This is a genomic window from Bradyrhizobium jicamae (assembly GCF_018130215.1).
In the GTDB taxonomy this organism is placed as follows: Bacteria; Pseudomonadota; Alphaproteobacteria; order Rhizobiales; family Xanthobacteraceae; genus Bradyrhizobium; species Bradyrhizobium jicamae_A.
Map to the genome: position 1 here is coordinate 184,688 of NZ_JAFCKQ010000008.1, position 25,872 is coordinate 210,559.

General features: G+C 61.0%; 24 protein-coding genes and 4 pseudogenes. 12 read left to right on the plus strand and 16 right to left on the minus strand.

The genetic code is table 11. From position 1 onward, the window contains the following. Positions 1-45 precede the first annotated feature (45 nt). Genes JQ586_RS13015 through JQ586_RS13030 form a run of 4 tightly spaced genes read left to right on the plus strand, consistent with a single transcriptional unit; the run spans position 46 to position 5,689 of the window. Positions 46-1,248, plus strand: coding sequence for an ABC transporter substrate-binding protein (locus tag JQ586_RS13015; protein ID WP_212394954.1), 1,203 nt, complete (start codon positions 46-48; stop codon positions 1,246-1,248). Positions 1,249-1,260: 12 nt separating this feature from the next. After that, the gene (locus JQ586_RS13020) at positions 1,261-2,913 is read left to right on the plus strand and encodes an AMP-binding protein (RefSeq protein ID WP_212394955.1); all 1,653 of its coding nucleotides are present in this window, start codon (positions 1,261-1,263) and stop codon (positions 2,911-2,913) included. Further along, complete coding sequence (locus JQ586_RS13025) at positions 2,910-4,064, plus strand: CaiB/BaiF CoA-transferase family protein (RefSeq protein ID WP_212394956.1); 1,155 nt, start codon at positions 2,910-2,912, stop codon at positions 4,062-4,064. Before JQ586_RS13020 ends, JQ586_RS13025 begins: the two co-directional genes overlap by 4 nt. Next, positions 4,061-5,689 carry an AMP-binding protein gene (locus JQ586_RS13030; RefSeq protein ID WP_212394957.1) on the plus strand — a complete coding sequence of 543 codons (1,629 nt, stop codon included), beginning with the start codon at positions 4,061-4,063 and terminating at the stop codon, positions 5,687-5,689. The genes JQ586_RS13025 and JQ586_RS13030 overlap by 4 nt, the downstream gene beginning before the upstream one ends. Positions 5,690-6,043: 354 nt before the next feature. On the opposite strand, the gene JQ586_RS13035 is transcribed toward JQ586_RS13030, so the two are convergent. The 7 genes and pseudogenes from JQ586_RS13035 to JQ586_RS13060 all read right to left on the minus strand — a co-directional run bounded on the left by JQ586_RS13035 (position 6,044) and on the right by JQ586_RS13060 (position 10,905). Then, on the minus strand, positions 6,044-6,301 hold the full coding sequence (locus tag JQ586_RS13035) for a hypothetical protein (protein ID WP_212394958.1): 258 nt from the start codon (positions 6,299-6,301) through the stop codon (positions 6,044-6,046). Positions 6,302-6,313: 12 nt separating this feature from the next. Then, on the minus strand, positions 6,314-8,392 hold the full coding sequence (locus JQ586_RS13040; protein WP_212394959.1) for a CHASE2 domain-containing protein: 2,079 nt from the start codon (positions 8,390-8,392) through the stop codon (positions 6,314-6,316). Between the two features lie 160 nt (positions 8,393-8,552). After that, the gene (locus JQ586_RS13045) at positions 8,553-9,152 is read right to left on the minus strand and encodes a FecR domain-containing protein (protein WP_212394960.1); all 600 of its coding nucleotides are present in this window, start codon (positions 9,150-9,152) and stop codon (positions 8,553-8,555) included. A 198-nt stretch (positions 9,153-9,350) separates the two neighbouring features. Beyond that, positions 9,351-9,561: pseudogene (locus tag JQ586_RS40470) on the minus strand (helix-turn-helix transcriptional regulator); the annotation flags it as partial. A gap of 58 nt (positions 9,562-9,619) precedes the next feature. Beyond that, positions 9,620-9,967, minus strand: a complete 348-nt coding sequence (locus tag JQ586_RS40475) for a DUF2285 domain-containing protein (protein WP_249147534.1) — start codon at positions 9,965-9,967, stop codon at positions 9,620-9,622. Positions 9,968-10,271: 304 nt separating this feature from the next. Continuing rightward, entirely contained in the window at positions 10,272-10,466 is a 195-nt protein-coding gene (locus tag JQ586_RS13055; RefSeq protein ID WP_212394961.1) for a transcriptional regulator domain-containing protein, read from the minus strand. Between the two features lie 151 nt (positions 10,467-10,617). Next, the gene (locus JQ586_RS13060; RefSeq protein ID WP_212394962.1) at positions 10,618-10,905 is read right to left on the minus strand and encodes a DUF2285 domain-containing protein; all 288 of its coding nucleotides are present in this window, start codon (positions 10,903-10,905) and stop codon (positions 10,618-10,620) included. A gap of 110 nt (positions 10,906-11,015) precedes the next feature. On the opposite strand from JQ586_RS13060, the gene JQ586_RS13065 reads away from it, so the two are divergent. After that, a complete protein-coding gene (locus tag JQ586_RS13065) occupies positions 11,016-11,297 on the plus strand; it encodes a helix-turn-helix domain-containing protein (protein WP_212394963.1) in 282 nt (93 codons plus the stop codon). Between the two features lie 97 nt (positions 11,298-11,394). On the opposite strand, the pseudogene JQ586_RS41510 reads toward JQ586_RS13065, so the two are convergent. The 4 genes and pseudogenes from JQ586_RS41510 to JQ586_RS13080 all read right to left on the minus strand — a co-directional run. Next, positions 11,395-11,517 (minus strand): annotated as a pseudogene (locus tag JQ586_RS41510) (IS3 family transposase); the annotation flags it as partial. Positions 11,518-11,803: 286 nt separating this feature from the next. Continuing rightward, complete coding sequence (locus JQ586_RS13070) at positions 11,804-12,931, minus strand: hypothetical protein (protein WP_212394964.1); 1,128 nt, start codon at positions 12,929-12,931, stop codon at positions 11,804-11,806. A gap of 9 nt (positions 12,932-12,940) precedes the next feature. After that, positions 12,941-13,417, minus strand: a complete 477-nt coding sequence (locus JQ586_RS13075) for a hypothetical protein (RefSeq protein ID WP_212394965.1) — start codon at positions 13,415-13,417, stop codon at positions 12,941-12,943. Further along, positions 13,414-14,493: a phosphotransferase family protein gene (locus JQ586_RS13080; protein WP_212394966.1), complete on the minus strand. Its 1,080-nt coding sequence runs from the start codon at positions 14,491-14,493 to the stop codon at positions 13,414-13,416. The genes JQ586_RS13075 and JQ586_RS13080 overlap by 4 nt, the downstream gene beginning before the upstream one ends. 298 nt (positions 14,494-14,791) lie before the next feature. On the opposite strand from JQ586_RS13080, the gene JQ586_RS13085 reads away from it, so the two are divergent. Further along, a complete protein-coding gene (locus JQ586_RS13085; protein ID WP_212394967.1) occupies positions 14,792-15,070 on the plus strand; it encodes a DUF3489 domain-containing protein in 279 nt (92 codons plus the stop codon). 189 nt (positions 15,071-15,259) lie between these two features. Here JQ586_RS13085 and JQ586_RS13090 read toward each other — a convergent pair. After that, positions 15,260-15,426: pseudogene (locus tag JQ586_RS13090) on the minus strand (IS701 family transposase); the annotation flags it as partial. A 114-nt stretch (positions 15,427-15,540) separates the two neighbouring features. Between JQ586_RS13090 and JQ586_RS13095 the strand changes: the two are divergent. After that, a complete protein-coding gene (locus tag JQ586_RS13095; protein ID WP_212394968.1) occupies positions 15,541-16,725 on the plus strand; it encodes a cytochrome P450 in 1,185 nt (394 codons plus the stop codon). Between the two features lie 123 nt (positions 16,726-16,848). On the opposite strand, the gene JQ586_RS13100 is transcribed toward JQ586_RS13095, so the two are convergent. After that, positions 16,849-17,742 (minus strand): dioxygenase, encoded by an 894-nt coding sequence (locus tag JQ586_RS13100; protein ID WP_249147516.1) that lies wholly within the window; start codon positions 17,740-17,742, stop codon positions 16,849-16,851. Between the two features lie 453 nt (positions 17,743-18,195). Between JQ586_RS13100 and JQ586_RS13105 the strand changes: the two genes are divergently transcribed. Next, positions 18,196-19,464, plus strand: a complete 1,269-nt coding sequence (locus JQ586_RS13105; RefSeq protein WP_212394969.1) for a M20 family metallopeptidase — start codon at positions 18,196-18,198, stop codon at positions 19,462-19,464. A gap of 69 nt (positions 19,465-19,533) precedes the next feature. Continuing rightward, positions 19,534-20,166 carry a trimeric intracellular cation channel family protein gene (locus JQ586_RS13110; protein ID WP_212394970.1) on the plus strand — a complete coding sequence of 211 codons (633 nt, stop codon included), beginning with the start codon at positions 19,534-19,536 and terminating at the stop codon, positions 20,164-20,166. A gap of 505 nt (positions 20,167-20,671) precedes the next feature. On the opposite strand, the gene JQ586_RS13115 is transcribed toward JQ586_RS13110, so the two are convergent. Beyond that, positions 20,672-21,601, minus strand: coding sequence for an ABC transporter substrate-binding protein (locus JQ586_RS13115; RefSeq protein WP_212394971.1), 930 nt, complete (start codon positions 21,599-21,601; stop codon positions 20,672-20,674). Between the two features lie 358 nt (positions 21,602-21,959). On the opposite strand from JQ586_RS13115, the gene JQ586_RS13120 reads away from it, so the two are divergent. Both JQ586_RS13120 and JQ586_RS13125 read left to right on the plus strand, forming a co-directional pair. Beyond that, positions 21,960-22,751 carry a class I SAM-dependent methyltransferase gene (locus JQ586_RS13120; protein ID WP_212394972.1) on the plus strand — a complete coding sequence of 264 codons (792 nt, stop codon included), beginning with the start codon at positions 21,960-21,962 and terminating at the stop codon, positions 22,749-22,751. Positions 22,752-22,825: 74 nt separating this feature from the next. Beyond that, the gene (locus JQ586_RS13125) at positions 22,826-23,044 is read left to right on the plus strand and encodes a hypothetical protein (protein WP_212394973.1); all 219 of its coding nucleotides are present in this window, start codon (positions 22,826-22,828) and stop codon (positions 23,042-23,044) included. Positions 23,045-23,519: 475 nt separating this feature from the next. Here the strand turns inward: JQ586_RS13125 and JQ586_RS13130 are convergent, their stop codons facing one another. Further along, positions 23,520-24,419, minus strand: coding sequence for an alpha/beta fold hydrolase (locus JQ586_RS13130; RefSeq protein WP_212394974.1), 900 nt, complete (start codon positions 24,417-24,419; stop codon positions 23,520-23,522). A gap of 298 nt (positions 24,420-24,717) precedes the next feature. Here JQ586_RS13130 and JQ586_RS13135 point away from each other — a divergent pair, with 298 nt between their 5' ends. Next, positions 24,718-25,392: an alpha/beta fold hydrolase gene (locus JQ586_RS13135; protein ID WP_212394975.1), complete on the plus strand. Its 675-nt coding sequence runs from the start codon at positions 24,718-24,720 to the stop codon at positions 25,390-25,392. A gap of 192 nt (positions 25,393-25,584) precedes the next feature. Here JQ586_RS13135 and JQ586_RS13140 read toward each other — a convergent pair. After that, positions 25,585-25,872 (minus strand): annotated as a pseudogene (locus tag JQ586_RS13140) (adenylate/guanylate cyclase domain-containing protein); the annotation flags it as partial.

Sequence of the window (25,872 nt, forward strand, 5' to 3'; positions counted from 1 at the left end):
CGCCATTGGAACGGAAAGAAACAAGAAAACATTAAGAGGAGGCCCATGACGATCCGACACAAAGCTCTCGATCGCCGTCTGTTTCTTGGGGGCGTGGCAGCCCTGGGCGCAAGCGCCCTCGCGCGGCCGGCCTTCGCTGCGGACGATGCCTTCAATATCGGTTGGGTGCGGCCGACGACCGGCCGGCTCGCCTCCTCCTACGCGCCCCTCTACATCGGCGGCCTCGTCGCGATCGACGAGATCAACGCTGCCGGCGGCGTGATGGGCCGGAAGATCGCCCGGCAGGAAGAGGATGACGAGGCCTCTCCTGCGCGTGAACCCGCCGTCATCAAGAAGCTTCAGGAAGGCGGCGTCCGCTACATCTGCGGCCCGACCGGCTCGAGCCAGTCGCTGGCTGCCCTCGCGGTCACGACGGCATCCAAGACCATCACCACCATGTACGCCATCGCCTCCGAGGCTGGAGACGGCACGCGCTATCCCTGGCACTATCAATGCACCTTCAATTCCGACCTGCAGGCGGAGATGGCCTCGCGCTATCTCGTCGAGACGCTGAAGTTGAAGAAGATCGGCATTCTTCAGGAAAACACCGCCTATGGCGAGCAGGTCGTGGCGGCGTGCCAAACCATATTGAAGAAGCTTGGCGTAACGCCGGTCGGCGTCGAGGTGTTCCCGATCACGGCGCCGGACCTGAACGGTTACGTTGGTAATCTTCGCAAGGCCGGCGCTGATGGTGTGCTGTTCTGGACCGGCTCGACGCCGATCACGGCCAAGGGCTTCAACTCCATGCATGGCCAGAAATACTATCCGGCGATCGCCGGCCACAGTTCGCTCTTCGCGGATTCGCTGCTCGATCTCGTGCCTGAGGAGGCGTTGAAGAATGCGGCCGGGACCTATTACAAGACGCTGACCTGGAGCGACAAGGAAGAGATCGGCGTAAGGCAAATGGAGTTCGCCAGAAAGGCGAACGTCTTTCCTGAAACGAAGGAAACCGGCGTCAACGTCGCCGCTTCGCCCTTCTACGACTTCCTGTACATGGTCCGCGCGGCGATCGAGTCGGAGAAGTCCTTCGAGCCCGAGAAGGTCAAGCGCGCGATGGATGCGACCAAGGGCTACAAAGGCCTTCTCGGTAGTTTGAACTTCACGCCAACCAATCACGCCGCGATCTCGATCGAGGACATGACGATGGCAACGCTGTTGTCGGGCCGCGATCCCAAGGCGATGGCCGTGTTCCGCAAGCGCGCGATCTGAGGAACACCAGGCATGCAAACCACAAGCGCCATCTCGAACGACCAGCGCGTTCTGTCGCCCGACGTCTGTGTCCTGCGCCATGTTCTCGACCGCAACGCGGCGGCGACGCCGGACAAGGTATTTGTCCGCTTCGATGACGGCCACGAATGGACCTATGCGCAGACACTGGCGACTGTCCAGCGCGCCGCAGCCGCCTTGCAGCGCATGGGGGTCGCCCAGGGCGATCACGTCCTCACCTGGCTGCCCAACAGCCCTGACGCCCTGCGGATCTGGTTTGCGATCAATTACATTGGCGCCGTTTATGTCCCCATGAATGTTGCCTGGCGTGGCCAGGTCCTCGAAAATGCGGTCCGGATTTCGGGCGCGCGGCTGCTGATATCGCACGTTGATCTCGTTGACCGCCTGCACGATATCGACGGGTGCGGACTGACCGAATTGCTTCTCATCGGACCTGAGGCTTCCAGCAGGCGCCTGTCTGGGTTCCGCCACCATGACGTCGCCGAACTTGCGGCAGTCGGCCAGCCGGGACCGTTAGAGCGGCCGGTCATGCCCTGGGACAATCAGATGATCATCTATACGTCGGGCACAACAGGCCCGTCCAAGGGGGTTCTCTGCACCTACATGCATTGCGGCTCCTGCGCGCTCGCCTTCGCGCCGCTCACGGCCGATGATCGCAATCTCGTCAACCTGCCGCTGTTCCACATGAGCGGCACGGGCGCCGTCTACCGCATGCTAGTAAAGGGCGGATCGATCGCGCTCGTCGAAGCCTTCGACACGCGCTCGTTCTGGGACACGGTGCGGCGAACGCAATCGACTTATCTGACCCTGCTCGGCGCCATGGTGCCGTTTCTGCTGAAGGAGCCGCCGGGGCCCGGCGACCGGGACCATACGCTGCGCGTCGTCAACATCGTGCCGCTGGCCGACGGTTTCCGGGAATTCGGCGATCGTTTCGACGTTGAGGTCTACACCGTCTTCAACATGACCGAGACGTCCTGGCCGATCATTTCTGAGCGCGACCCCGAGACCCTTGGAACCTGTGGCCGGCCGCGTCCCGGTGTGTTCGCCCGCGTCGTCGACGAAAACGATATCGACGTTGAACCCGGCAAGACCGGCGAGCTCGTGCTGCGCACCGATGCCCCGTGGGCCATGAGCCACGGCTATTACGGCAACCCGGAGGCCACGGCGCGCGCCTGGCGCAACGGCTGGTTCCACACCGGAGATGCCTTTCGTCAGAACGAGCGCGGCGAGTTTTTCTTCGTCGATCGCATGAAGGACGCGATCCGCCGACGTGGAGAAAACATCTCCTCGTTCGAGGTCGAGGCCGCCATCAACGGACACCCGGACATACGCGAGGTCGCAGTCGTCGGCGTCCCCAGCGAATTCGGTGAGGACGAGGTACTGGCCGTGGTCGCACCCGTCGAGGGACGATCCGTCGAGGCAGCTTGTCTGCTGGATTGGCTGCGGCCGCGGCTCGCACACTTCATGATCCCGCGCTACATCCGGATCATGCCGGAATTGCCGAAAACACCGACGCAAAAGATCCAGAAACACCTATTGCGGGCCGACGGCGTCTCCACCGACACATGGGACCGTGAAGCTGCGGGACTCAGGATTCGCCGAGAAAAGCTCGCTAGCCTCGGTAGCGCTGGAGATATCAGTCAATGAGCGGGCCGCTGGCCGGCATGCGCGTCGTCGAGATGGCGGGCATTGGTCCCGGCCCATTCTGCGCCATGCTGCTCGCCGATCTCGGCGCAGAAGTCGTGCGCGTACGCCGGCCAGGCGGCACCATGTTCGACACGGAGCCGCGTTTCGACGTGACGGCACGGGGTTGCCGCTTCGTCGATCTCGACCTGCGCAAGAGCGACGCCGTCGCGAGCGCTCTCGCTCTGATCGAGAAGGCCGAAGTCCTGATCGAGGGCTATCGTCCCGGCGTGATGGAGCGTTTGGGACTCGGGCCCGCGATCTGCCTGGATCGCAATCCGCGGCTGGTCTACGGACGCATGACCGGTTGGGGTCAGGACGGACCGCTCGCACAGCGTGCCGGGCACGATATCAACTACATCGCCTTGACCGGTGCACTGCACGCAATTGGTAGAGCGGACTCGCCGCCTCCGCCGCCGCTGAACCTGGTCGGCGATTTCGGTGGCGGCGCGATGTTCCTGGCGTTCGGCATCATGGCCGCGCTGCTGGAAGCGCGCGCCTCTGGCAATGGACAGGTCGTCGACGCCGCCATGGTCGATGGCGCGGCTCTTCTTGCCGCTGGACGCTACGCGGGCCTTGCCTCAGGACGGCAGACCACCGCGCGGGGAAGCAATTTGCTCGACGGAGGCGCGCCGTTCTACGACACCTATGCCTGCGCCGACGGAAAGTTCATCGCCCTGGGCGCGATCGAGCCGCAATTCTACGCCCGCTTCCGCCAGCTCTGCGACTTGACCGACCCGCTGTTCGACGAGCAGATGAACAAGGCGAAATGGCCCGAGCAGAAGCAACGGCTCATGGCAATGTTCCTTACGCGAAGTCGTGGCGATTGGATCGCTCTTCTGGGCGGTGAAGATACCTGTATCGCGCCAGTGCTCGACTGGGACGAAGCACCGGCCGACCCGCACAATGTGGAACGGAAGACGTTCGTCACGATCGACGATGTAATCCAGCCCGCTCCGGCGCCCCGTTTCAGCCGGACACCAACGGCTTTGCCGCGATCCGCGCGCGTCTCGGGCGGCGACACGCGCGAGGTCCTGCTCGGCTGGGGCCTGTCGCCCTCGATCATCGATCAGCTTGTCGCGGCAAGACAGAGACTAGCAGGGAGGCTTCGATGACGCGCCACAATGTTCCCACCGCTGAGCAATGCGTCTTGCGCAACCTCGTTGAGCGCTGGGCCCGCGAAACACCGAACAGCGTCTATGCAACCTTCGACGACGGAAGTCAGCTGAGCTACAGCGAGCTCCTGCGCCTGGCGAGGCGGACCGGTCATGCCCTTCAGTCACTTGGCGTCAAGCAAGGTGACGCCGTACTCGTTTGGCTTCCAAATGGCTCCGAATGCTTGCGCGCCTGGTTCGGCATCAACATGATCGGCGCCGTCTACGTACCCATCAATACGGCCTATCGCGGCGGAATTCTTCAGCATGTCGTGGGTAATGCCGGCGCGACGCTCGCGATCGTTCATGGCAGCCTGCTGCAACGGCTTGCCGACATCGACAAGGGCAATCTGCGCAAGGCCGTCGTGATTGACGGCGAGCCGGCACCGATCGAAGGGCTCGACGTCCTGCCCGCAACCGCGATCGACTCGCCGATCGAAGACGCACCAGTCCTCGAGCATCCCATCGCACCATGGGACACCCAGTGCATCATCTACACATCCGGAACGACGGGCCCTTCGAAAGGCGTCCTGTCATCCTATGCCCACCTGTATGCCACGGGACGCGGCATCTCGGCGGACTGCGACGGCATCCCCTATCTCAGTTCGGCAGACACTTTCATGGTGAACCTCCCCCTCTTTCACGTTGGTGGTACGGGGCCAAGCTATGCCATGCTGATCAATGGCGGTTCGATTGCGATGGTGGACCGGTTCGATACCGGATCGTTTTGGTCCACTGTATCGAAAACCAAAACGACCATGGTCATCCTCCTCGGCGTCATGGCAAGCTTCCTGATAAAGCGGGACGACAACGGCGACGAGGCGGACGCTACGCTCAGGCACGTCACGGTGATTCCCTTGAGTGAGGAAGGGATCGCCTTTGGCCGGCGCTACGGCGTCACGACCCACACGCTTTTCAACATGTCGGAGGTTTCCTGTCCGCTGGTGGCCGAACCGAATCCAACCGTCGCGGCCTCGTGCGGCAGACCGCGCGCGGGTGTCGAGGCTCGCCTTGTCGATCCGAATGACAGCGAAGTTCCGCAAGGTGCGATTGGAGAGTTGATCATCCGGACCGACGCGCCCTGGGCCATGAACCACGGATACAACAAGGCGCCTGAAGCGACCGCGCTCGCCTGGCGCAATGGCTGGTTTCACACTGGAGACGCCTTCCGCATCGACAAGGACGGCAACTATTTCTTCGTCGATCGGTTCAAGGATGCCATCCGCAGGCGCGGCGAGAACATTTCGTCCTTCGAGGTTGAACTGGAGGTCGCCGCGCACCCGTCTGTTCGCGAGGCCGCCGCGGTGTCCGTGCCGAGCGAGCACGGCGAGGACGACGTCCTCGTCGCGGTATCCCTCGCGGAGGGGAAAACCCTGGATCCCGCAGAGCTCATACAATTCCTTAGGCCGAGAATGGCTCACTTCATGGTGCCACGCTACGTCCGCATTCTTGCCGATCTCCCCAAGACTCCAACGAACAAGGTCGAAAAGTATCTTCTCCGCAGGGATGGGGTGACGTCCGAAACCTTCGATCGCGATGCAGTTGGATTGGTTATCAGGAGCGAACCGGTTCGCTCGGGGCACTAGCGCGATGCTCGCTCAACCTAGGAGCGGCTCGAAGGTGCCATAGTAGCGCGTCGGCTTATTGAACTGAGAAAGTGACCGCCCGATAATAGTAAGGCATTGACATTACGCGACATTTTTAGATTGCGCCTCACATTCTCCGCAGGTAACGCGGAGACGGAGGATGTGTGGTTATACTCTCCGTGGTCCATCTTCCGTGGGCCTGCCCCGATGAAATGCTGGGCTCACGCGCTGGGTGTCTCGGAGGAAGAAGCTTCGAAAGGTCGTCGGTAAAGTCAGGAATTCTGCTGCGGTCGTCCGCAAGGTGGCAATACGCAGGTCGAAGTTCGCAAAAACGTCGGCCCCGAGGCAGGCCGGCTAGCAGGCGCGATCGATTGCCACGAACTTTACGGACGTGTAGATGGCCTCCAAAGCGTAAATGCCATTCACGACATCTTCATTCGGAATCGGATAGGCCGTAGCGTTCGAGAAAGCCGAGACAAACGCTTCCAATTCCGCTTGTTCAATGTCGAAATCGTGGCCCTTTGTTTGGCGGGCAGCGCGCGCCACGCCGGCCCCTCGGAAGCGGAAATCTGTATGATGAGCGAAGATGTCGGTTGGGTCACATGCAAACATCCGCCGCGTCGCCTATTCCGACGATTGATTAGACTCGCACATAGAGGATAATCGCTCCACAAACCGGCGTATTGCCAGGTCCGCGGGACGCTCGGCAATCAGCTTGTGCAAGAGTACAGCGGCGCGGGCCGGATCAAAAGTCAGGATGGCGCAGGCCTTCAGATAGGCTTCCCGCCAGGCGAGCGGCGCGTCTTCTGGCCACGGTTCGAAAACGGAGATTGATTCGTTGCGCCCGCGGACTGTGAGCTGCCCGAGCGGGCGCAGCAAGACCGCATTACATTGCTCGGCCGCGCCTGGTCCGACACAAATCGCCGAGCCAAGCTCTTTGTTGCAAGCCTCGAGCCGCGCAGCCATGTTCACGGCGTCACCGTGGGCCGTGTAGTCGAGTTTGGATTGAATACCGACGTCGCCGACGACGGCGGGGCCGGTCTCAATCCCGATACGGGTACCGCCAAGCCGGATGGCCGCGGCCGGGTCACGCCGTCGAAAGCTCTCGCTCCAGGCCCGAATGGCGATCGCGCATTCGATGGCACGTTGCGGATGGTTCTCGAGGTCGATTGGTGCATTAAAGAGAGCATGCATGCCGTCCCCAACGATCTTGTCGACCATGCCTCCGTGAGAGATCACGATACCCGCAACGCCCTCAAAATACTGATCGAGAGTTTCGACGAGTTCCTCCGGGCCGGCACGATGCATCGTCGCCGTAAACCGCTCGATATCCGTGAATAGTGATGTAACCTCGCGACGCTCGCCGCTGAGCTTGACGAGGTTTGGCTGCTCGACGATGCGTCGAACGACAGCCGGAGCCAGATGCTGTTCGAGTCGATGATGTATTAGCGCTTCCCGCCTGCGCGTAACCGAATATGCGGTACCGGCGGTCACTGCAAACACGAGCGACGCCGCAATCGTTGGCGTTAGCGGATCGACGAGGCGATCAGTCAAACCCGACGCCACGATTGCGGTAATCCATAACAACACGATCGCGCCGCCTAGGATCGAACTGCCGATGGCCGGGGACAAGATGGCGCCCAGCACAACAGCGAGCGCCCCGATCGACAGAGAAGTCAATGGCTCCGCAATGGGTGCCGAGGTCGGCGCGCTCGGCGCACGACCGGCGATCATTTGTTCGACGGCGTCGGCCTGGATTTGTACCGATGGCGTCAACGGGTCCGCGGAGGTTTTGCGCAAGCCGCCAAGCTCCGGAGCGGAACCGCCGAGCAGCACAAGTGCGTGCCTCAGTTGTCCCTGGTCGATTCGTCCTTTAAGGACTTCGACCGCCGAAAAGGTGCGTCTGGTGCGATGCCGCAGCGAGGTCGGCGCGAGCCGGAGAAACGCATTGCGCGACAGCGCGACACGGTGGTTACCGACGACCACGCTCGGGGGGGCGCTCTCGATGAGATAGCTCGATGCGCCGGTTGCGAGGCGCAGCGCTTCGGCGGCGAGACCCGGCATCAGGACGCCACCCACGGATACAAAGACCGGAACCTGGCGGATTGCGCCATCACTACTGCCGGGCAATGAGAGGACGCCTAGTCCCCTCGCCGCCGCCGCGAGGGCTGGCGTCGGTCCGACTGCGCCGACGACCTGCCACAACTCGTCGAATGGCAGCGATCCACGGCTCACAATCGATGGTCCCGAAAGTGCACTTTCACGATCGGGGTCCAACACAAAGCCGAGCACAACGGGAACGCCATCGATCGCTTGAGCCAGTAGCTTGTCACCGTCGGGCAGCGTGCTTGCTAGTTTACTGATCTCGGGTTGGCCGATGGCAGATCCAAGCCGTCGGGCCAGCGCCGCCGGAGAGCGATCGTCTGGCTCGGAAAACAGCACATCGATCGCGATCGCAGCCGGCCGCGCATTTACCACGGCTTCGACGAGCTGTGCCATCGTCGCTCTCGGCCACGGCCATGCACCCAGGGCATCGATAGACGCACGATCGATGTCGATAACCACCACTTTCTGGTCCGATGTAACTGGCCTGCGAAGCGGCCAATCGTTGGCGAGCACCAGGTCGAAGGCACTGTCTCGCAGCTGCTCGCCAATGTTACTTGGAAGCAAGAGGACTACCGCCAGGAAGACGAGCAACGTCAAAAGACCCGCCGCTACCGGCAGGTGCCGCCGTAACGCTCGACGTATCCTACCCATCAGGATGCTGCCGCGCGATCACTCCAATCATACTTGCTTTCACAAGCAAATCGGCCTCATGGTCTACCTTCATCTTTCCGAGGCGCAACCCGGACGCCTCGAAACACTAGCTGACGCTTGCGAGCGCAGCGCGGATGCGCTCAGAGCCCCATCGCTTGACCGGCGTCGGCGTCGCTCCGGGCGACAAAACGTCTGTCCCTTCGCCTTCGTGCAGGGTCACTTGCTGACCTGCCGCGCTTACTCTCACCGAGCCGCGCGCAACGAACACGCCGAACCGGTCGTTGCTGGGGCCCGCGAAAAAGCGTGTGCCACGCACGGCTATCAGTGCGAAAGGACTACGAACTTGCACGCCGGCGCGGCGCGGCTGCCCGTCAAACAGCATAGGACCAGAGCGCAGCGTCATCTCTCCGCCGGCGTCGACTATATACCTATCAATCTTCAGCCGCGCCTGCTCTCCGAGTCTCACCATCGTATTGCGGCCGAGTCTTATCGCCAACCGCGAGGCGACTCCCGTCGCTACCTCCTCGTTGAGAAAAATCGGCGCGGCCCGATCAAGCATCCGGCGAACCGACTCCAGCTCGGCAAACGCATCGCCCGTCACGCCTTCGACGGACCCGACCTGCTCGGCTGCACGCGCCAGCCTTAGCGCAACAACGAACGGAAGAGCTAGCGCTCCGCAGTAAAGGAGCCAGCGTCGATCGTGCAAATGGTTACGCCCACATTTGTCAGGTCCAGTCATTTTGTCGACCCCCATAAACCGTTGGTCACATTGCAGAAGCGCACTTATTGTCGCAGATGCCGGTGGAGTGTTCCGTTATCCGGTTCGCACACTACCAGCGCTTCCGCCGGCCGCAGCGCATGCCCGCCGATAAGCATACTAGTCCACCGACTGGCGTCTCGAAAGCGGGTCGGACGTCGACGTCGTGGCGCCGAGGTCGGCCCACGCTTTCAGGTCATCCACGGCGTAGACGACACGTCCGCCAATTTTCCGATACGTCGGTCCGGTACCGTACGTGCGGTGCTTCTCAAGCGTGGGGCCGAAAAGGCCAAGATAACGGGCGGCCTCCGGCCGTACGCAGGAATCGTGGGGGTCGACCAGCCATCGGATCGGGCATTTGAAAGCTCCAGGATGACAGCGCGCTGCGCGTGGCGGCACCGGCGTGTGTGCGGTTATCATGGAGAAGCACAGTGTCGGAGGGGGATGCCGAAGTTTGCGGGGGTAATTTTCGGAACCCAAGGGGACAGCGCTACCCGTCCCTGCGGCCGGGCTGCAGAAGTTTGCGATAGCCTCCACGCACAAAACGCGAGGCCGCTTCGTACGGGCCGGATGGTTCGGCTGCGCAGACCGTGCGTCTTCCAGGCACGATCTGGGATGCGCTTTTCGCCGAACAGCGCTTCGGTGATAGTGCGATAGCTACCGCCGGCGCGGTGAGCATTGAGCGCACGAATCGCGACGCTCAGACGTTCTCGCCGCTGTGTAGACAGTGTGTGAAATGCAGGACCTGGCGCGCGTCCATTCATCGCGCGCCACAGCCGTCGGGCTGCATGGGTGCGCGCTTCCAAATCGCCGTCAAACGGCAATTCGACCGCGTATCGAGCATCGATCACCGGCGGCTCATTGCACCAGATGCCATGGTCCACCGCCCCGAGGCGCAGCACGGCATGCCAGTCGTCTACGGTGCGGCGCACCTGGTCGGCTGCAAGGTCGAGCAGTGGCTGAGACGCTAAACTGCGATCCACTGTCGAGGAAACCGTGACCGGAACGACCGCCGCTAAAACCTCAGGCGCCCAAAATATCGTCTGCTCGTCGAAGGACCTCTGCGGGTCATGGGCTAAAGCAGATGCCCCAACTTCTCCTGAATTCAGCGGTCACTTCGCCATCTGGGCGGCTAGCGATCATCGCCTCAAAGTCGCGTCGATAGTCCGCATTGCGGCGAAGACATTCCCAGGCGATGTCGGTGGTTTCGGCCTCTTGTAGGCCCTTGTAGGATTCCGGCAACCGCCAGTCGAATTCAGGCATTGATACCGCCCCATTGCATGCGTCTAACAAGGATTGCAGGGCAATAAGTATGAACGAAAAGGTTGTAGGAAGCCCCAAGTTTGGCACCACGTGATGCACCGGAATGACCGCCGGTTAGCAAAGGAAAATAGTTCTGCCTGCAAGTCGCCAGTCAACGTTTTTCTTCATTTTTCGAGCCGGTGCCGCTTAAAAGGCGGCCCTGCTCAGTCACCCATTTGGCGCGCGCGAGATGACTCCGATATGCGCTCCGCGCACGGTCCGGTTCTCGCTCCGGATCTATGTGTAAGACGATTCGAGCGATTTCCCGCCAGTCCGCTCCCTCGCCCTCCGCCTGCAAAAGGCGAATGTAAGTGACAACATGCTGTTCATCATAGGCCGTCAGCGCCGGCTCATTCGGCGCTGCATCTGCAACGTCGGGATCCACTGGCGGTCTATTCATGTGGCATACGGCACTTCATTGAGGCTTGGGCCAACCTTGCGGACTAAACTATCGAAATAGATCGGTTATAGCCAGTGGTTTGATGGCCTACCAAATGGCTGCTTTTGCGCATGAAAGCTCGTGCGCTTGTGGCCTGGAATGTTCGCCGGATCCGCGTCGATCGCGGCATTCCGCAAGAGCAATTGGCGTACGATGCCGGGATCGATCGTTCATACATGAGCGGCCTTGAGCGGCAGTCGGAGAACCCGACGATTGATCTCCTCGATCGACTGGCCGAAACGCTAGGTGTTCAGTTGTCGGAATTCTTCCTTCAGCCGCCTAAAGGAGCGACGACGCCCAAGACGTTACCCAAGGGTCGCAAGCCGATTCGACCGAATAGCAAGAAGAAGTAAAGCTTTGCAGCCTTTTCTAGCCTTCTTGGGAGCGGCTAGATGCCAGTGTCTCACTTCTTTAATCGTGTTCTTATCGCGAGCCGGGCCGAAGGCCCCTCATCGAGCCGACAATGTCACGGTCGGCCATCAGGCGCTGGAACTGCTCACTGGTGTATTGGCTACCGCGATTGGAGTGATGCAGCAGGGTGTCAGGCTTGCCCCGGCGCCAGATCGCCGCCAGCGTTGGCGGATACTATTCGAAAGACGATCGCCTGTAAGAATTGTTCGATCAAACCCCGGTGCCTCGGGTCAGAGCGACGGATCACACGATGTGAGCACGAGGATCTGCTGGCGGTGTTTTGAGTCGAGAAGGCCCGGATAGAATTTCGGGTTTATGCGCGAGAGTTCCTTGAGCCGTCGCGAGACTGGGTCGAAGTTTGCAGTCGGCAGCGGCTAGGACGGCGATGTTGTGTTCCCAGTGCGGCGGCTTTGAAGTTCCGATCAGCAGGACCGAGTTCTCCCCAAAATCAGCCCTTGGCGCCGTCGAAGAATTCGGTGAAGCCGCCCGGGGCGTAGGGCCCGGCGACGATCTGCTCCAGAACGCCAATTCCCGTTCTGATGCCGTCGCTGGCGCGCACGACCTGCTGTGTGTGTAGGTGCCAGGGCTCAAGCGGGTTGAGCTGATGCGGGTCGAACGACTCGTGGCCGGTGGCGAACTCTCCCTTCCACATGCCTTGGCCCCATTCCGGATGGCCGTAGCCCAGGCCCTTCATCTGAAACTTCAGGATCGGCTCCAGCTGGATTGTGCGCACGGTGCCGTCGATGTCGACGAGGTCGATCTCGGCCGAACTCGCGAGCCGGGTGCCGGGGACGTACTTGACCCGATGCCGCGCCGTGGCCATGCGCCGGTCCTTGCCATCCTCGACGCCGGGCACTTCGGCCTCGCTGGCGTACAGTGGCGCCACAATGCCCTCGCGGACCAGCGCCTCGCCCTCCTGGCCGTCGAAGAAGATCGCGTGCGTAATGTGGTCTTCCCAGAACAGCGGCGCCCACAGGAAGCAGATTCCGCCGGGCGTGCGCGGCGCTCCGCCGCTCTCGCGCTCGCCGACCCCGCGCACGCCCCAGGAGCGGTCCTTGACACCGTGGCAGAGCGTCTCGTCGACCTTAAACTCGCCGTCGGGCGTCTTCACCCAGCCGCTCCAGCGGCCGAACTGATCGAATCGGGTCGCGTCCATGGTCCGCCGCGCGCCCGTCCATAGGGTCTGCCGCGCCTCCTGAATCGCCGCGGTGCGGGCGGAGAAAGTGAGGCAGCAGGCGATGCCGCTGTCGTTGTCCTCGAGCACGATCCGCGCGCGTTTCATCGGCTCGATAACTTCGATCCGGAACGGGCCGACTTGCATATCGGTGCGCTCCATCGGCGCCCGGCGCGAGCCATAGAAGCAGTGCTGGCGCTCGCCCGGCCTCACCGTTGAGAAGGCGCAGTCGAGGATGCCACGGTGTGGGTAGATCGCCATGCCGATGCCGAAATAGTACGACCCATCGGCAGCGTAGCCGTTGAACCACGTGCGATCGTAGACATTGCGGTCGCTGGTGGCCGGATGGGCTATCGGCTCCGGGGTCTGGTGAATCGGGAAGTCGTCGAGCTTGTTGAGCATACGCGGGGCCTAACCAGAGGTTTGGTCGGTGGTCAGAGGAGCTACTTGGTAGGCTTCGGCCGCAGTTTGCGCCTCGAGGAAGCGCCAGATCGCTTCGTCGAGGCGCTTGGCCCAATTGGCGCCGGCGTCGGCGGCCACCTCGACCGCTGCATGCGCCTCGATCATCAGCCGCAGCGTCGCGTCGGAGCGGGCGCTGAGGTCGGAGATGCGCAGCGAGGTCGGCGCCTGTGCCAGCGTCGCCTCGATGCGGCTGGCGAGATCGCTTCCGGCCATGCGTGCCGCCGCCTCGCGCAGGATCGGGCATACCGCCTCGTGCTGCGACACGAGCAGGTCGGCGGCGCGGTCGAAGTCCTGCGCAATCATGCCAAGCAGCGCGGTGATGAGGCCGAGGTCGGCGATCGTGTAGGCGTCGGGAGCCTTCGGAATCAGGTCGTTGGTGATGCGCTGCGCCAAGCGGCCGATAGCTTCTGCGCCCCTCGGGATCATTTTACGTCCCTCAAGTAGCGGTGCGGAGAGGACGGTGAGAGGTAGTCAACCAGGATCTGCTGGTGGCGATCGGTCATCAGCCAGCCCGCCAACGCCAGGATCGGCGTCTGGCTGCCGCCGAAATGGAAGTCCTCGCTCGACGAGATCCAGATGCCGAGGCCCTTCAGCGCCGCGAAAACCTGCCACCAGCGAAACGCCTCTATATCGAGGGTGATGCCGCTACCCGCCTCCCAGTGGCGCACCGCTTCCTTGTGCGGCAGCAACCGGCCGGCCAAGCCCGGCGTGACCCACGACCACAGCGGATCGAGCGACCAGGCGAGGTCCTCGAGCGGATCGCCCATATGGGCCATCTCCCAGTCGAGGATCGCCCGGATCTCGCCGTCCGGCAAATAAAGGAAGTTGCCAGAGCGAAAGTCGCCGTGGACTAGGGCGAGCTTCTGCGCCGGTGGCGGCGGGTGGCGGCGCAACCAGCGGATCGCCGCCTGCGCCACGGGATAGGGATGCAGCGAGTCTTCATCGATCACATTGGCCCAGTAGTCGAGTTGCTCCATGGCGCAGGTTCCGACACTGGTTGCCGGCATGACATCGCCTAGGCCGAGGGCAATCGGGTCAAGGGCCGCAATCTGGCCCAGAAGGGTCCACTTCTGCTGGCCGATCTTGCCGAGATGCTGGGGCGGGAATGCCTCGGCCGAAGTTTGGCAGCCCGGCACCTCGGCGCTGATCGAGAACGGACGGTCCAGCCACCGCAAATCTTCAACCAGATAGAGCGCCTCCGGCACCGGAAGGCCGGACTTGAATGCGGCTTCCATGGCCCGGTATTCAGTGCGCCGGTCGGTGTCGATCAGGCTGGTTTCCGGATCGATTCGCAAGATCATGCCGCGATCCTCGCCGTCGGTCCTGGCCTTGAAGCGCCAAGTCTCGCGCGAGGCACCGCCGGGCACGTGCACCAACTCCGACGCCTCGGCTCCGGGGCGCCAGTGGCTGTCGAGAAACCGGCTCAGGCCTGCCCGCAGTTTAGTCTCGCGACTGTCCAAACCAATCGTCTCCCATATCTCGTTGTACGGCTGGCGCCGCACTTTTCTGCCGCCTGCCGGCGACTGATCAATTCATCTTAAATCAAATCGGCACGGTCTTGGGACCGCAGACAAAAAATGGCTGAGGATCTGGTCTGGATTTGAACCCTCGATACAAATTATAGCAAAAGAGCAACAATCTTGCTCGGAATGTACTGGCATTCTGCGGCGACGTGAGCATCGCTGTTTGGACTGGGAGCCGCCTAGGGCGCGCGCCTTCTGGGACATGCTCCACCGGGTGATTTGCCTGGACAGCTGAGGTGGTGCGGCGGACGGCGTCGCAGAGCCTAATGAGGCCCCCATGACCAGGACCAAATCTCAAAATAAGACCGTTGCTCAGCCGCGGCCGACGAGGAAGTTTGCCAAGCGCAAATCATCAAAACTGCAGGTTCGCGCCGATGCCGCTTCGGCTGCGCTCGGGAGAATATGCAGTGGCACCAAGAGCGCGCAAGTCCTCGCGATGCTAAGCGATAAGGCGGGAACGACGGGCGCCGCGATCCGTGCCGCAACCGGCTGGCAAGAACATCCTGTGCGTGGCTTCCTCGACGGTGTCGTTCGCAAGAAGCTCGGCCTCAAATAGTGTCTGATCCAGCCGAAAGCGGTCGCCTCTATCGCATAATCGACACATCGACGGATCGAGTGAAGCAGGCGGCGTGATGCGATGCCGAGCAAACATCGAAGCGCTCACGCCAGAAGCAAATCGTCGAAGGCAGCCGAGAGTCCCGCTAGCGGCGAGTCCAATTGAGGCAACCTCTCCCTGACCACCCCGATAGTTGTGCCTGGCAAGGCGTTCTGCCATCGGCTGAACGCTCTTGCGATCGCCGGGGCCGATCAATCTCGCACGTACAGTGGGCACATCCGCTGCCGAGCCTTGTGACCCAACCGATCCAAGGACGGCTTCAGCCAGCGTTCGAGCTCGTCTTCCCATTCCGCCATAGTCAACCCTCCAAGAGCCGACCACCCATGAACCGTTGAAAGCTCAGTTGTTCTGCTTCGCGCTTGTCATTATGATATCGCCCGGCAAGCACTGGCCCCAAACAGGATCATTCCATGCGAACCGCAGGTTTGGCGCCCCTCGACGAGATAATCACGATCGCGGAACTCACCCGCGATCCCTATCCGATCTACAGACGGCTGAGGCGCGAAGCGCCCGTATTGCGGGTCAAATCGGTGGGCCGTACTTTCCTCACCAAGGCTGCCGACACGAAATATGTGAAGGACAACCCGGCGTTGTTCAGCTCTAACGACCCGAACACACCTATGAAGCGCGCCTTTCTCGCGCACACGCTGATGCGCAAGGACCACGACGAGCACCGGACCGAACGGATGGCCATGATGCCGGCCCTGATGCCGAAGTCGATCGAAACGGTCTGGGCGCCGCTGTATGCGAAACTAGCCGCCGCGTATCTTGACCGGCTGCCGCGTGGCGAGGTGGTCGATCTCTTTACTGCTCTCGCAGGACCGCTTGCCGCCCGGATTCTGGCACATGCAATGGGCGTTCCGGACGCGAGCGATGATGACATGCAGCGATGGTCGCAGACGCTGATCGACGGTGCAGGCAATTTTGGTTGGACGCCAGGGCCTTTCGAAGCGACTGATACGGCTAATGCAGAGATGGATAAGTGTATACGCGCCAACGCCAAACGCGTGCGGGCCGAACCGGATTTCTCCGCAATCTCGGTCATGGTGAACGCCAAGAACCCGATTCCAGAGAGCCAGATGATAGCCAATGTAAAGATAGCCATTGGCGGCGGCATTAACGAGCCGCGTGACGCCCTGCTGACGATCCTCTATGGCTTGCTTACAAATCCGGATCAACTTGATGCTGTACGAGCGGGCGGCAAATGGCGCTCCGCTTTCGAAGAAGGTGTGCGGTGGGTGGCGCCGATCCAGGCCAGTTCGCGGTTGGTTACGGAGGACACGGAGATTCGCGGCTGTTTCATTCCGAAGGGCGACACCGTGATGACGATCCAGGCGTCCGCCAACCGGGACGAGGAAATCTTCGAGGATGGCGAGAACTACAACGCTCTGCGCGAAACCAATCCTCACCAGGCTTTTGGCAACGGCCCGCATCACTGCGCAGGCGCGCACCTTTCGCGACGCACTGTTGGCGCTCTGCTCCTGCCCATGCTGTTCGAGCGCTTTCCCCTTATGACCTTGCCTGATCCCGCGAGCGTACGCTGGCACGGATTCGGTTTTCGCGGCCCACTCAATCTGCCGGTCCTTCTGCAGTAGACTTGGGGCCAGGCACCCGAGCCGATGCCTCCGTCGGCAACCTCGCGCCGATGCCGGGCGTCTTCCCCACTACCCTGCCCCCGTGATCCGAAGCGGACAAAGAGGGCAAAATCGCGTACTCATTCACTTAATCGGTGGACGTGGCAGAACCGCCTCGCCGGGCTCCATGACGAAGGTGAAATCGAGCGAATACCATGGAGTGGTCGCGGCTGGATCGCCGGGAGACGGCTCCTCGTGACGCACATAGTCGCCCATGAGAGCCCTGGTAACCCCAAACTGTACGTCAGTATCGATGTTGGGGTCCGCCGGATCGTAAACCTGCGAGATCAGCGTCTTGAAGCCAGGCTTGAAAATCAAAGCGTGCAGATGGGCGGGCCGATAGGGATGCCGGTTCTGTGCTTCAAGCAGGCGCCCTACGACACCATCGGTCGGAATCGGGTAGCCAACCATTTTCACAGTCGAGAACCAGAACCTCCCTTCGGCGTTAGTTGTGAACTTGCCCCGCAGGTTCATGTCCACCTGACCTGAATCCTGGTTCTCGTAGAGACCAACTGGCGACGAATGCCACACATCGACTTCGGCCTCGGCGACCGCTCGACCTGTACGATCGACAACGTGCCCGCTCACAAAAAGTGGCTCGCCCGGTGTAGGCGAGCGCACGATCGATGTGCCGTTGTCTGCGCGTGGTGAGTTCATCCGCCAGAACGGCCCAAGGAGCGATTGCGTGGTCTCCGTTGCGCCGTTGTCGCCGTTGTTTAGTAGACAGACGAGCGCCGAAATTCCAAGCGATCCAGCCATCAGAACTGCTTCATTGTGGGTTTCGCTGGTCAGCTTTCCGATCTCGTTAAGAATAGCCGTCGCGTTGCGGAATTCCGGCTCTGTCAGTCGCACGTCGCGTACGAAGGCGTGCAAATGACGCACGAGGGATATCATGATCTCACGCAGGCGCGGATCTCGGGTGCGCTCCATCACAGCCACTGCATCGCAAGTCAATTCCTCATGGTTGGCGTTGATCATGTAGGACTCCTTCCTGCCAAGCGCGGCGTCAGCAAGGCATTGGTGTACATTCTCGATGCCGGATCCGGTTACATCCTGCCCTCGATCCGGACAAGGACGATCTTCGTGTAGAGTGATTTACCGTAGTCAATGCTATACTGTCGCCGGCCGGCTCAGCCTCGGTTTGGACCGGGCACGATGCGGTTCTGACCAATGCGCGAAGCAGACGATCAATGCCAGTCGGATCCAAACTCGATTTCGCCTGCACAATTCGATGTCGAGGGAGCGATGCTGTATGTCGCATACTGCGACCTCTTCACTTGAACAAGCTTCCGAGCGGGGCGACCTGCCCTCTTTGCAATCGCGACAGTTTTGCCCGGGAACTCAACTTCGTTTGATTGCAGAAAAAGACGGTTGCGGCGCTTTGGAATGAGGGCAAACTCGGTAGTTCGATGAAGCTCAAGAGGTTAAAGCATGGCCCAAGCTCAATCGTTTGCTTCAGATCCTGCATTGCGCGACCTCGATGCGCTGCTTCCCGACCTGACCGACTTCTACAAGGATGTTCATTCGCATCCCGAGCTATCGATGCAGGAGACGCGCACAGCAGGTCTGGCAGCCAACCGGCTCCGTGTCGCCGACTACGAGGTAACGACCGGTATTGGAAAACACGGCGTTGTTGGCCTGCTGCGGAACGGCGACGGACCTACGGTCATGCTGCGAGCCGACATGGACGCGCTGCCGATTCAGGAGGCTACTGGTCTTCCCTATGCCAGCACTGCGACGGCGACGGATAAAGAGGGCAAGACGGTCCCTGTCTCGCATATGTGCGGCCATGATATGCATGTCACCTGGCTCGCTGGTGCTGCAAAGCTGATGGCGGAGAACAAGGCGACTTGGCGTGGCACGCTAATGGTCATCTTTCAGCCGGCGGAGGAAACAGGCGAAGGCGCACAGGCCATGATCGACGACGGCCTGTTCAAGCGTTTTCCGAAACCGGACGTGATTCTCGGTCAGCATGTGATGGTAGGCCCGTCTGGAACGGTCGCGGGCCGCGCCGGTGCCATAACGTCGGCGGCGGACAGCTTGCAAATCCGGCTATTCGGACGAGGGGCGCACGGCTCCATGCCCCAGGCCAGCATTGACCCTGTCGTCATGGCCGCCTCGACCGTTTTGAGACTACAAACGATCGTCTCGCGTGAAGTGGCTGCTGCTGAGGCTGCTGTGTTGACGGTAGGCGTCCTCCAAGCCGGCACCAAGGAAAACGTCATTCCTGACGAGGCCATCATCAAGCTCAACGTCCGAACCTTTGACGCCGGAGTGCGCGCTCGCGTACTGGCAGCGATCGAACGGATTGCCAATGCCGAAGCGGCGGCTTCAGGGGCGCCACGGCCACCCGAGATTACGACGATCGACCAATACCCTCTGAACGTGAACCATCAGAGAGCGACTGACCGGGTGGTTGACGCATTCCGGGGGCATTTCGGCGCCGAACGTGTTAGGGCGACGGGGCCAGCCCCGGCCAGCGAGGACTTCGGATCGTTCGGATCGCAGTGGCACGTACCTTCGGTTTTCTGGTTCGTCGGCGGCACTGACCCGGAAATTTACGCCAAGGCCAAGGAGGCTAACAAGCTCAATGAGTTGCCAGTGAACCACAGTCCTAAATTTGCTCCCGTTCTCCACCCAACGTTACAAACCGGCGTCGAAGCGCTTGTCGTAGCGGCCCGTGTTTGGTTACCGGCCTAGGGTATGCAGGCGGCGCTCTGGCCCAATCGAAGCATGCTTGTCACCTCGTGAACGAGGAAAACCAACGTCATGGACAAGCTTCCTATTGTACTCGATCTGACCGGTACTTTCGTCTTCGCGCTGAGCGGGGCATTGGCAGGGACCAAGCGCGGCCTGGACCTGTTTGGCGTCATGGTCTTGTCCTTCGCTGCAGGAAATTCTGGAGGCATCACCCGCGATCTCCTGATTGGCGCAGTGCCTCCAGGAGCGGTTGGCGACTGGCGCTATCTTGGCGTCTCGCTGGTCGCGGGCCTCGTGACCTTTTATTTTTCATCCCTCATTGTGAGAATGTCGAATGCAGTGTTGGTGTTCGATGCGGCCGGACTGGCGCTCTTCGCGGTCGCAGGCTCGTCGAAAGCACTGTCGTTTGGGCTCAATCCAGTGATGGCGACAGTTCTCGGCATGGTCACCGGGATCGGCGGTGGCATAGTCCGTGACGTACTGCTCGCTGAGATTCCGACCGTCTTGCGCGCCGATCTTTATGCGGTCGCGGCGCTGGCCGCTGCGGCAATCGTTGTTGTCGGCTATCTATTACAGCTGCCTGACGCACTGGTGACTGCGGTCGCGCTGGCTTCATGCTTCCTACTTCGTGTCATGGCAATCAAACGCGGCTGGCGGCTTCCAGTTGCGAAAGGGGCGCAACGATCGGAGCCCCACATCTAAAAGGAGGACTAGGCGGCTAACGGACAAAACCATTTGCGTTCAGCCAAATGCAAGCCCCTCCCTAACTATTTCGGGATCGTGATAGCTGATGAAAACAGCAGTCAGAGATGGCCAAGACGCTACGAGATCAACTGATAGGGGCTTGGCTCAATCGCAGTATTCCGACGCGTCGGAGCGTTAAATTCTTTCATATGTTGCCCTTGAGCATGACGGCCGCCGCGGTGTCCGATCTGGACGACTCCTGCAACAGCTTATCCTGCGTGCGTTCCAAGCGCCAGGTTGGTACGATTAGGCCGATCGCTCCGTAAACCAGCAGCGTGGCGCAAGACTTTGCGGGAATAGCAACGGAGGCTGTGGCCGCAAGGGGAGATACGAGCTTTTCGTTCGGCCGGATCCTGGGCGCCTCGCCGCTCGCTCCAATTGCGCCGTTCTATTGAGCCTAAGCATCCGACCCAGGAACGGGGTGCATTGCTCGAATGAACCATATCCAGACTACTTGCCGATCTCACTCGATCAGTTCGTCCGCCGCGATGAGAATAGACTGTGGTATCGTAAGACGAAGTGCTCTTGCAGTCTTCATGTTGATGACCAGCTCAAACTTCGTCGGTCGTAGGACCGGAAGGTCATCCGACTTGGCTCCGCGCAGAATCTTGCCGGCATATACGCCGACCTGATGGTAGGTGTCGGCGAGGCTGGCACCGTAGCTCATTAGCCCGCCATCCGCCGGAAACTCGCGGATGTGGAAGATGCCGGGCAGTTGGTGACGAGACGACAGCATTATGATCCGGCTTCGCCGAGAGTCGAAGAACGGATCGTTCTGAACCACCAAGGCAGTGACGCCAGCCTTAATCAGGGCTGCAATGCTGGCATCGATCTCGGCATCTGTTGTTGCGTTCTGCACAACCAACTCGCGGCCGAGCGACTGCGCTGCGGTGGCCACCGACTGGCGAAACTGGTCGACCGCTTCCATCCCGAAGCTAGGGTTGAGCAGCAATCCCACGACGTGCGCCGACGGTACCAAGGTGCAGAGTAACTCCAGTCGTTTGCCGCCCAGATCCCCCGTGAAAAAGTTGACGCCCGTGGCCGAACCCGGCCGATTCATGCTCGCTACAAGACCCGCGCTTACCGGATCCTGGCCGACGATGAAGACCAGCGGTGCGGCGAAGCCCGCAGCCTTGGCCGCGAATGCGGCCGGATCGCCGGTGGCAACAACCACCGAAATCGGTCGGCTCCGCAGATCGGCGACAAGTGGCGGCAGCCGGCTGTAGTCGCCATTTGCCCAGCGGTACTCGATGGCTACGTTACGACCCTCGGTATACCCCATATCTTCGAGCCCGCGGCGGAAGGCATTGGTGTGAATTGCGGCTTCCTCGGACGAGCGCGTACTAAGGAAGCCGATCACCGGCTGCGCAGGCGGCTGCTGCGCGCGCGCCACGACAGGATATACTGCCGAAACAGCCGCAATTCCTTGAACGAAATCTCGCCGTCGCATTACTCGTCCGGAGCCTTGCCGCAGAGCAATTACGTAAGCCCAATATGGACTTGTCGGAAGGTGGTTCGAAGATCAACTTGCGCTGAAAACTCTTCGCAGTCCATGTCGCAGACGGGTCACTCGCGTCGTTTTTGGCCCGCACCCAGATGTCCGCTCCTCGCCTGACAGCGACAGAATAGCGGAAATCCCCCGACCGCCGCCTGGGGCCGCTTTCGATCCGCGAACTACCGGTTCAATGCTTGCTGTGAGCGGTACGATTTGCAAATCTCTGGTCCGTAAAGGAGCTACAAAGGGGTGCGGCATGGCTGAGCTCACCTTTCGGCGGGAGGCGGCGACCGAGTACGACCAGGCTTTCGCGCATGTTACCAGATATTTCATGCCCTTTGTTCTGCGCGCGGCCCACGTTGCGCCGGGTATGCGCGTCCTCGATATAGCCACCGGTACGGGCCTCTCGGCCGAGGCAGCCCTGAGCGCCGTGGGCTCGGGCGGCCACGTGACCGCCGCTGATGTCTCAGCTGAGATGGTCAGGACGGCAAGAGAGCGTATCGCCGGCGCCCCGAATGCCTCTGTCGCAGTCGAGGACGGTCAGGCACTTTCGTTTCCGGATCTAACCTTCGACGCCGTCCTGTGTAATCTCGGGCTGATGTTCTTTCCTGATCCCGCACGAGGCCTGGCAGAGTTCCGGCGCGTGCTGCGTGCAGGCGGGCGCGCCGCCGTGTCGGTCAATACCGTCGTGGAGTACTCCTATAACCATCAGATTAACGAAATGATCGCGCGTCATGTTCCGGGCCTGGCCGATGCCGTCAGCCGGACCTTCGGACTTAGCGACGAACGGCGGCTGCGGACGTTCTTTGTCGAGGCCGGCTTCGCCGATCTGGACATGCATACCGTTAAGCACACGTTTGTCTTGCCGTCGTTTGATGCCTACTACGGCCCCTTCGAACGCGGCGGCGCATCCACCGGTCAGGCACTTGCCACTCTGCCCAATGAAATACGCGCTGCTGTGCGTGAGGAAGCGCGGCGTTACTTCGGTGATAAAGGCGGCCCGATCGAGGCCGTGACCGAGTACCGAATCGCCAGTGGCCGTCGATAAACGACGACGTTCCGTCCGACATCGGTGACGGAGCACAACATCATATAGGAAAGACGCGTCCTTAGATGATCACAATGCGACATCTCGCTAGCCCGATCGCGAAGAGCTTCAGCGAAACGCTTCGTATCGATACGGAAGCCGGCAGCTGGATCTTCATCGCGGGTCAGGTCGGCGTCGCGATCCCGCCGGACGACGTGCCGATCAGTTTCGAGCAGGACGTGAGAGTCACTTTCGACCGTATTCGCGGATCGCTGCGCAACACCTTATGCCGACTTTTCCAACGTACGCGGTGAGGTCTTCCTGCATAATCCACCCACATCGACAGCAGTCCAGGTTGCCGGCCTTCTGCTCGGAGCACGTATCGAGATCGACGCAGTCGCCTTTATCGCCAAGGCGTGAGGACTCGGCATCGCCCCCGGTGTGCGCACGAAGCGGTGTGCACGTTTGGCCCGGCCGCGGATCATGACCTCAAGGCACGGCCTTGCTCACGTCCGATATACCTTCGGACTCCGACATTACGATTATCAACACTCTTGTCGATTCGGGGCTCGGTGCCGTCTACGCGCCTTGGCCCGCCCATTCGCAGATGGGTCACAACGCGACCTCGTCGAATACCCAATGCTTGTCCGCTACGCCCTAGAAAGGGGCACTCTGCATGATGAGCGACGATTTCGGCTTGGGGCCCGTATCGCGCGCTGCTTCATCCAATCCATTCACCGGCCACAGGTATGCGAAAGAGAGACGCAAAGCGCCCCGGCGGTCATCAGGCTAGTGGCTCGCGATGAAGGCAAGTACGGCCTCATCATACGCCTGAGAGGCTTCGGCTGGGACTGTGTGAGATGCGCCGGAAATTACGACCCGAGTTCGTTGAGGCAGGCATCGTTCCAGTTCGTCCACGACGCGGTGGAAAATCTCAGGACTGCGCTCACCATTTGTCACAAGCGTCGGCGCCGAAATACGCTTTGCCATGTCACAGGTGAACACCGGACGTGGGCGCGTCGTTATCTGGTCTGCAACATAGGACAGCGCGTTGTCCGCCATCATCTTGTGTTCCCCCTCGGACCGCCGGTCGTAGGTTCCAGGTCCGCCTACCGCATCGGCAAAGAGTCGCAGCCCGGCATCGATCTCGCCTGTTCGCGCTGCCTCCCGTGCGGATGCGAATCGAGCGTTCCAGTCCTTCAAGGTCTCCGCGCCTCCGGGCGCTCCAGCAAGCAGGCCTGTAGCCGTCGGTTCATTGATGATCAGCGTTCGTACCATGTCAGGGTGATTGGCGGCGAAGAACAGCGCGGCATGTGCGCCGGAGGAGTGAGCAACAATGTGCGCGCTTTTTATACCGAGTTCGGTCAGGAAGGCAGCCAAATCTTCACCATGCGCGTCTGCGGCGCCATCAGGCAGACCGTCCCTGCTCGTAGAGTTCGGAAAATGGTTCTGCCGGCTATAGGCGATGACACGGTAAGCTTTCGCGAGCGCCGGAAGATGCGCAGTCCAAAACCGGTAGTCCTGAAATCCGCCATGCACCAAAACAACAGGATCGCCTCGCCCGGCCTCAACATAGGCGAATTGCGTACCGTTGGCGCTTAGCTGTCGAACCTCTGCTCCGATAGCAGGTGCAAAATACAAGGGAACAACAAGGAGGCCAGGTATCAGAGCTTTGATTCCGAAGTGCATGGTGCGCCCCGCCTCTCAAGCAAGGACGAATAATATCCGGGCGATGCAAGCTCCGCAATGTGATGTTGCGATGCATTTATGAAGTAACGATAAGTGGGTCTCCATGGCTCTGTTTCGGTCACACTGAGAAGAACTCACATCGAGCAAAACGAGCCCGCTCTTGCCATAAAGCGAGCGGACACGGGTTTCGGTCGTCGCAGTCCACTTGCGGATCAAGTTGATCGCAGCCGTGGTTGCCGCTTGGCACACGCAAGGCACGAAGATATTATTCCCGATCGCTACGATCGGGATCGAACGGATGACTAAGACCTTCGTTCTTGTTCACGGGGCCTGGCATGGAGGATGGTGTTGGCGCCGAGTGAGGGAGCGGCTCGTCGCCAGAGGTCACCACGTCTATACGCCGACGCTTACCGGCGTCGCCGACCGGTCTCACCTTTTGTCCGCGTCGGTCAATCTCAGCACGCACATTACCGATGTCGTGAACCTTATCCGATGGGAGGAGATGACCGACATCGTTCTGTGCGGCCATTCTTATGGCGGGTTCGTCGTAACGGGCGTCGCCGACCAGATGCCGGAGCGCATTGCGGCGCTTGTTTATCTCGATGCGTATGTGCCGGAAAGCGGCCAGTCGTGGGCTGATCTGCGCCCGCGCAAAACTCCGGCGGAGCTCACGCTACCGCCGATCAGTGCCGAGGTATTTCGCGTTAATGAACGCGACCGCCAGTGGGTCGATCGGCAGTGTACGCCTCACCCGGCTGCCAGCGCCACTGAGAAGCTAGTGCTCACTGGCGCCTATCGGGTGGTGAGCCGCAAGCTGTATATCCGCGCCACCAGTTTTCCCTCACCGGCCTTCGATCCTGTCTACGAGCGCGCCAAGTCCGACCCCGGCTGGATCGCGAAGGAACTTGCTTGCGGACATGACGCGATGCTCGAAATGCCTGACGAACTGACCGAAATTCTTGAGGCGGCCTAGCTGCCGCGGGGAGCGGAGCGCCTCAGCTTCATACTGCATAAGCCACGTCCGCGTTGGGTCGCTAGCGCTTTTTTTTGGCCCACACCCCGAGATGTACGCTTCTCCCTGACAGCGGCGGAATAACGCCAATCCCACGAATCATGCGACGTCCTCCACCCTACGCCATTGCGGCTGGCCCTGTAATTGAACAATCTATTCTAGCTGCATGCGAACGCCCCGAGCGCCGTTGAGTAAGCGCTTGAGGTGGAAGCCGGCAAGCGGGTCATCGGCGTTGGTACTGACCAGCCCGGCGAAAGCTGGTATCGCGGTCGCGTCTCCGGCCTCAAGCTTCGCGAAAGCTGCGGAGTACTGCATCGTCGTTGCAGCTCTAAACGCAGCCGCTTGCAATGGCTCGAAAGCCCGCAGCGGCTCGCTCCGGCCGCGCAGGATCAGGTCACCGATCGGGCGGCCCCGAAATTCGTGAGTGGCTCCCGCAATGGT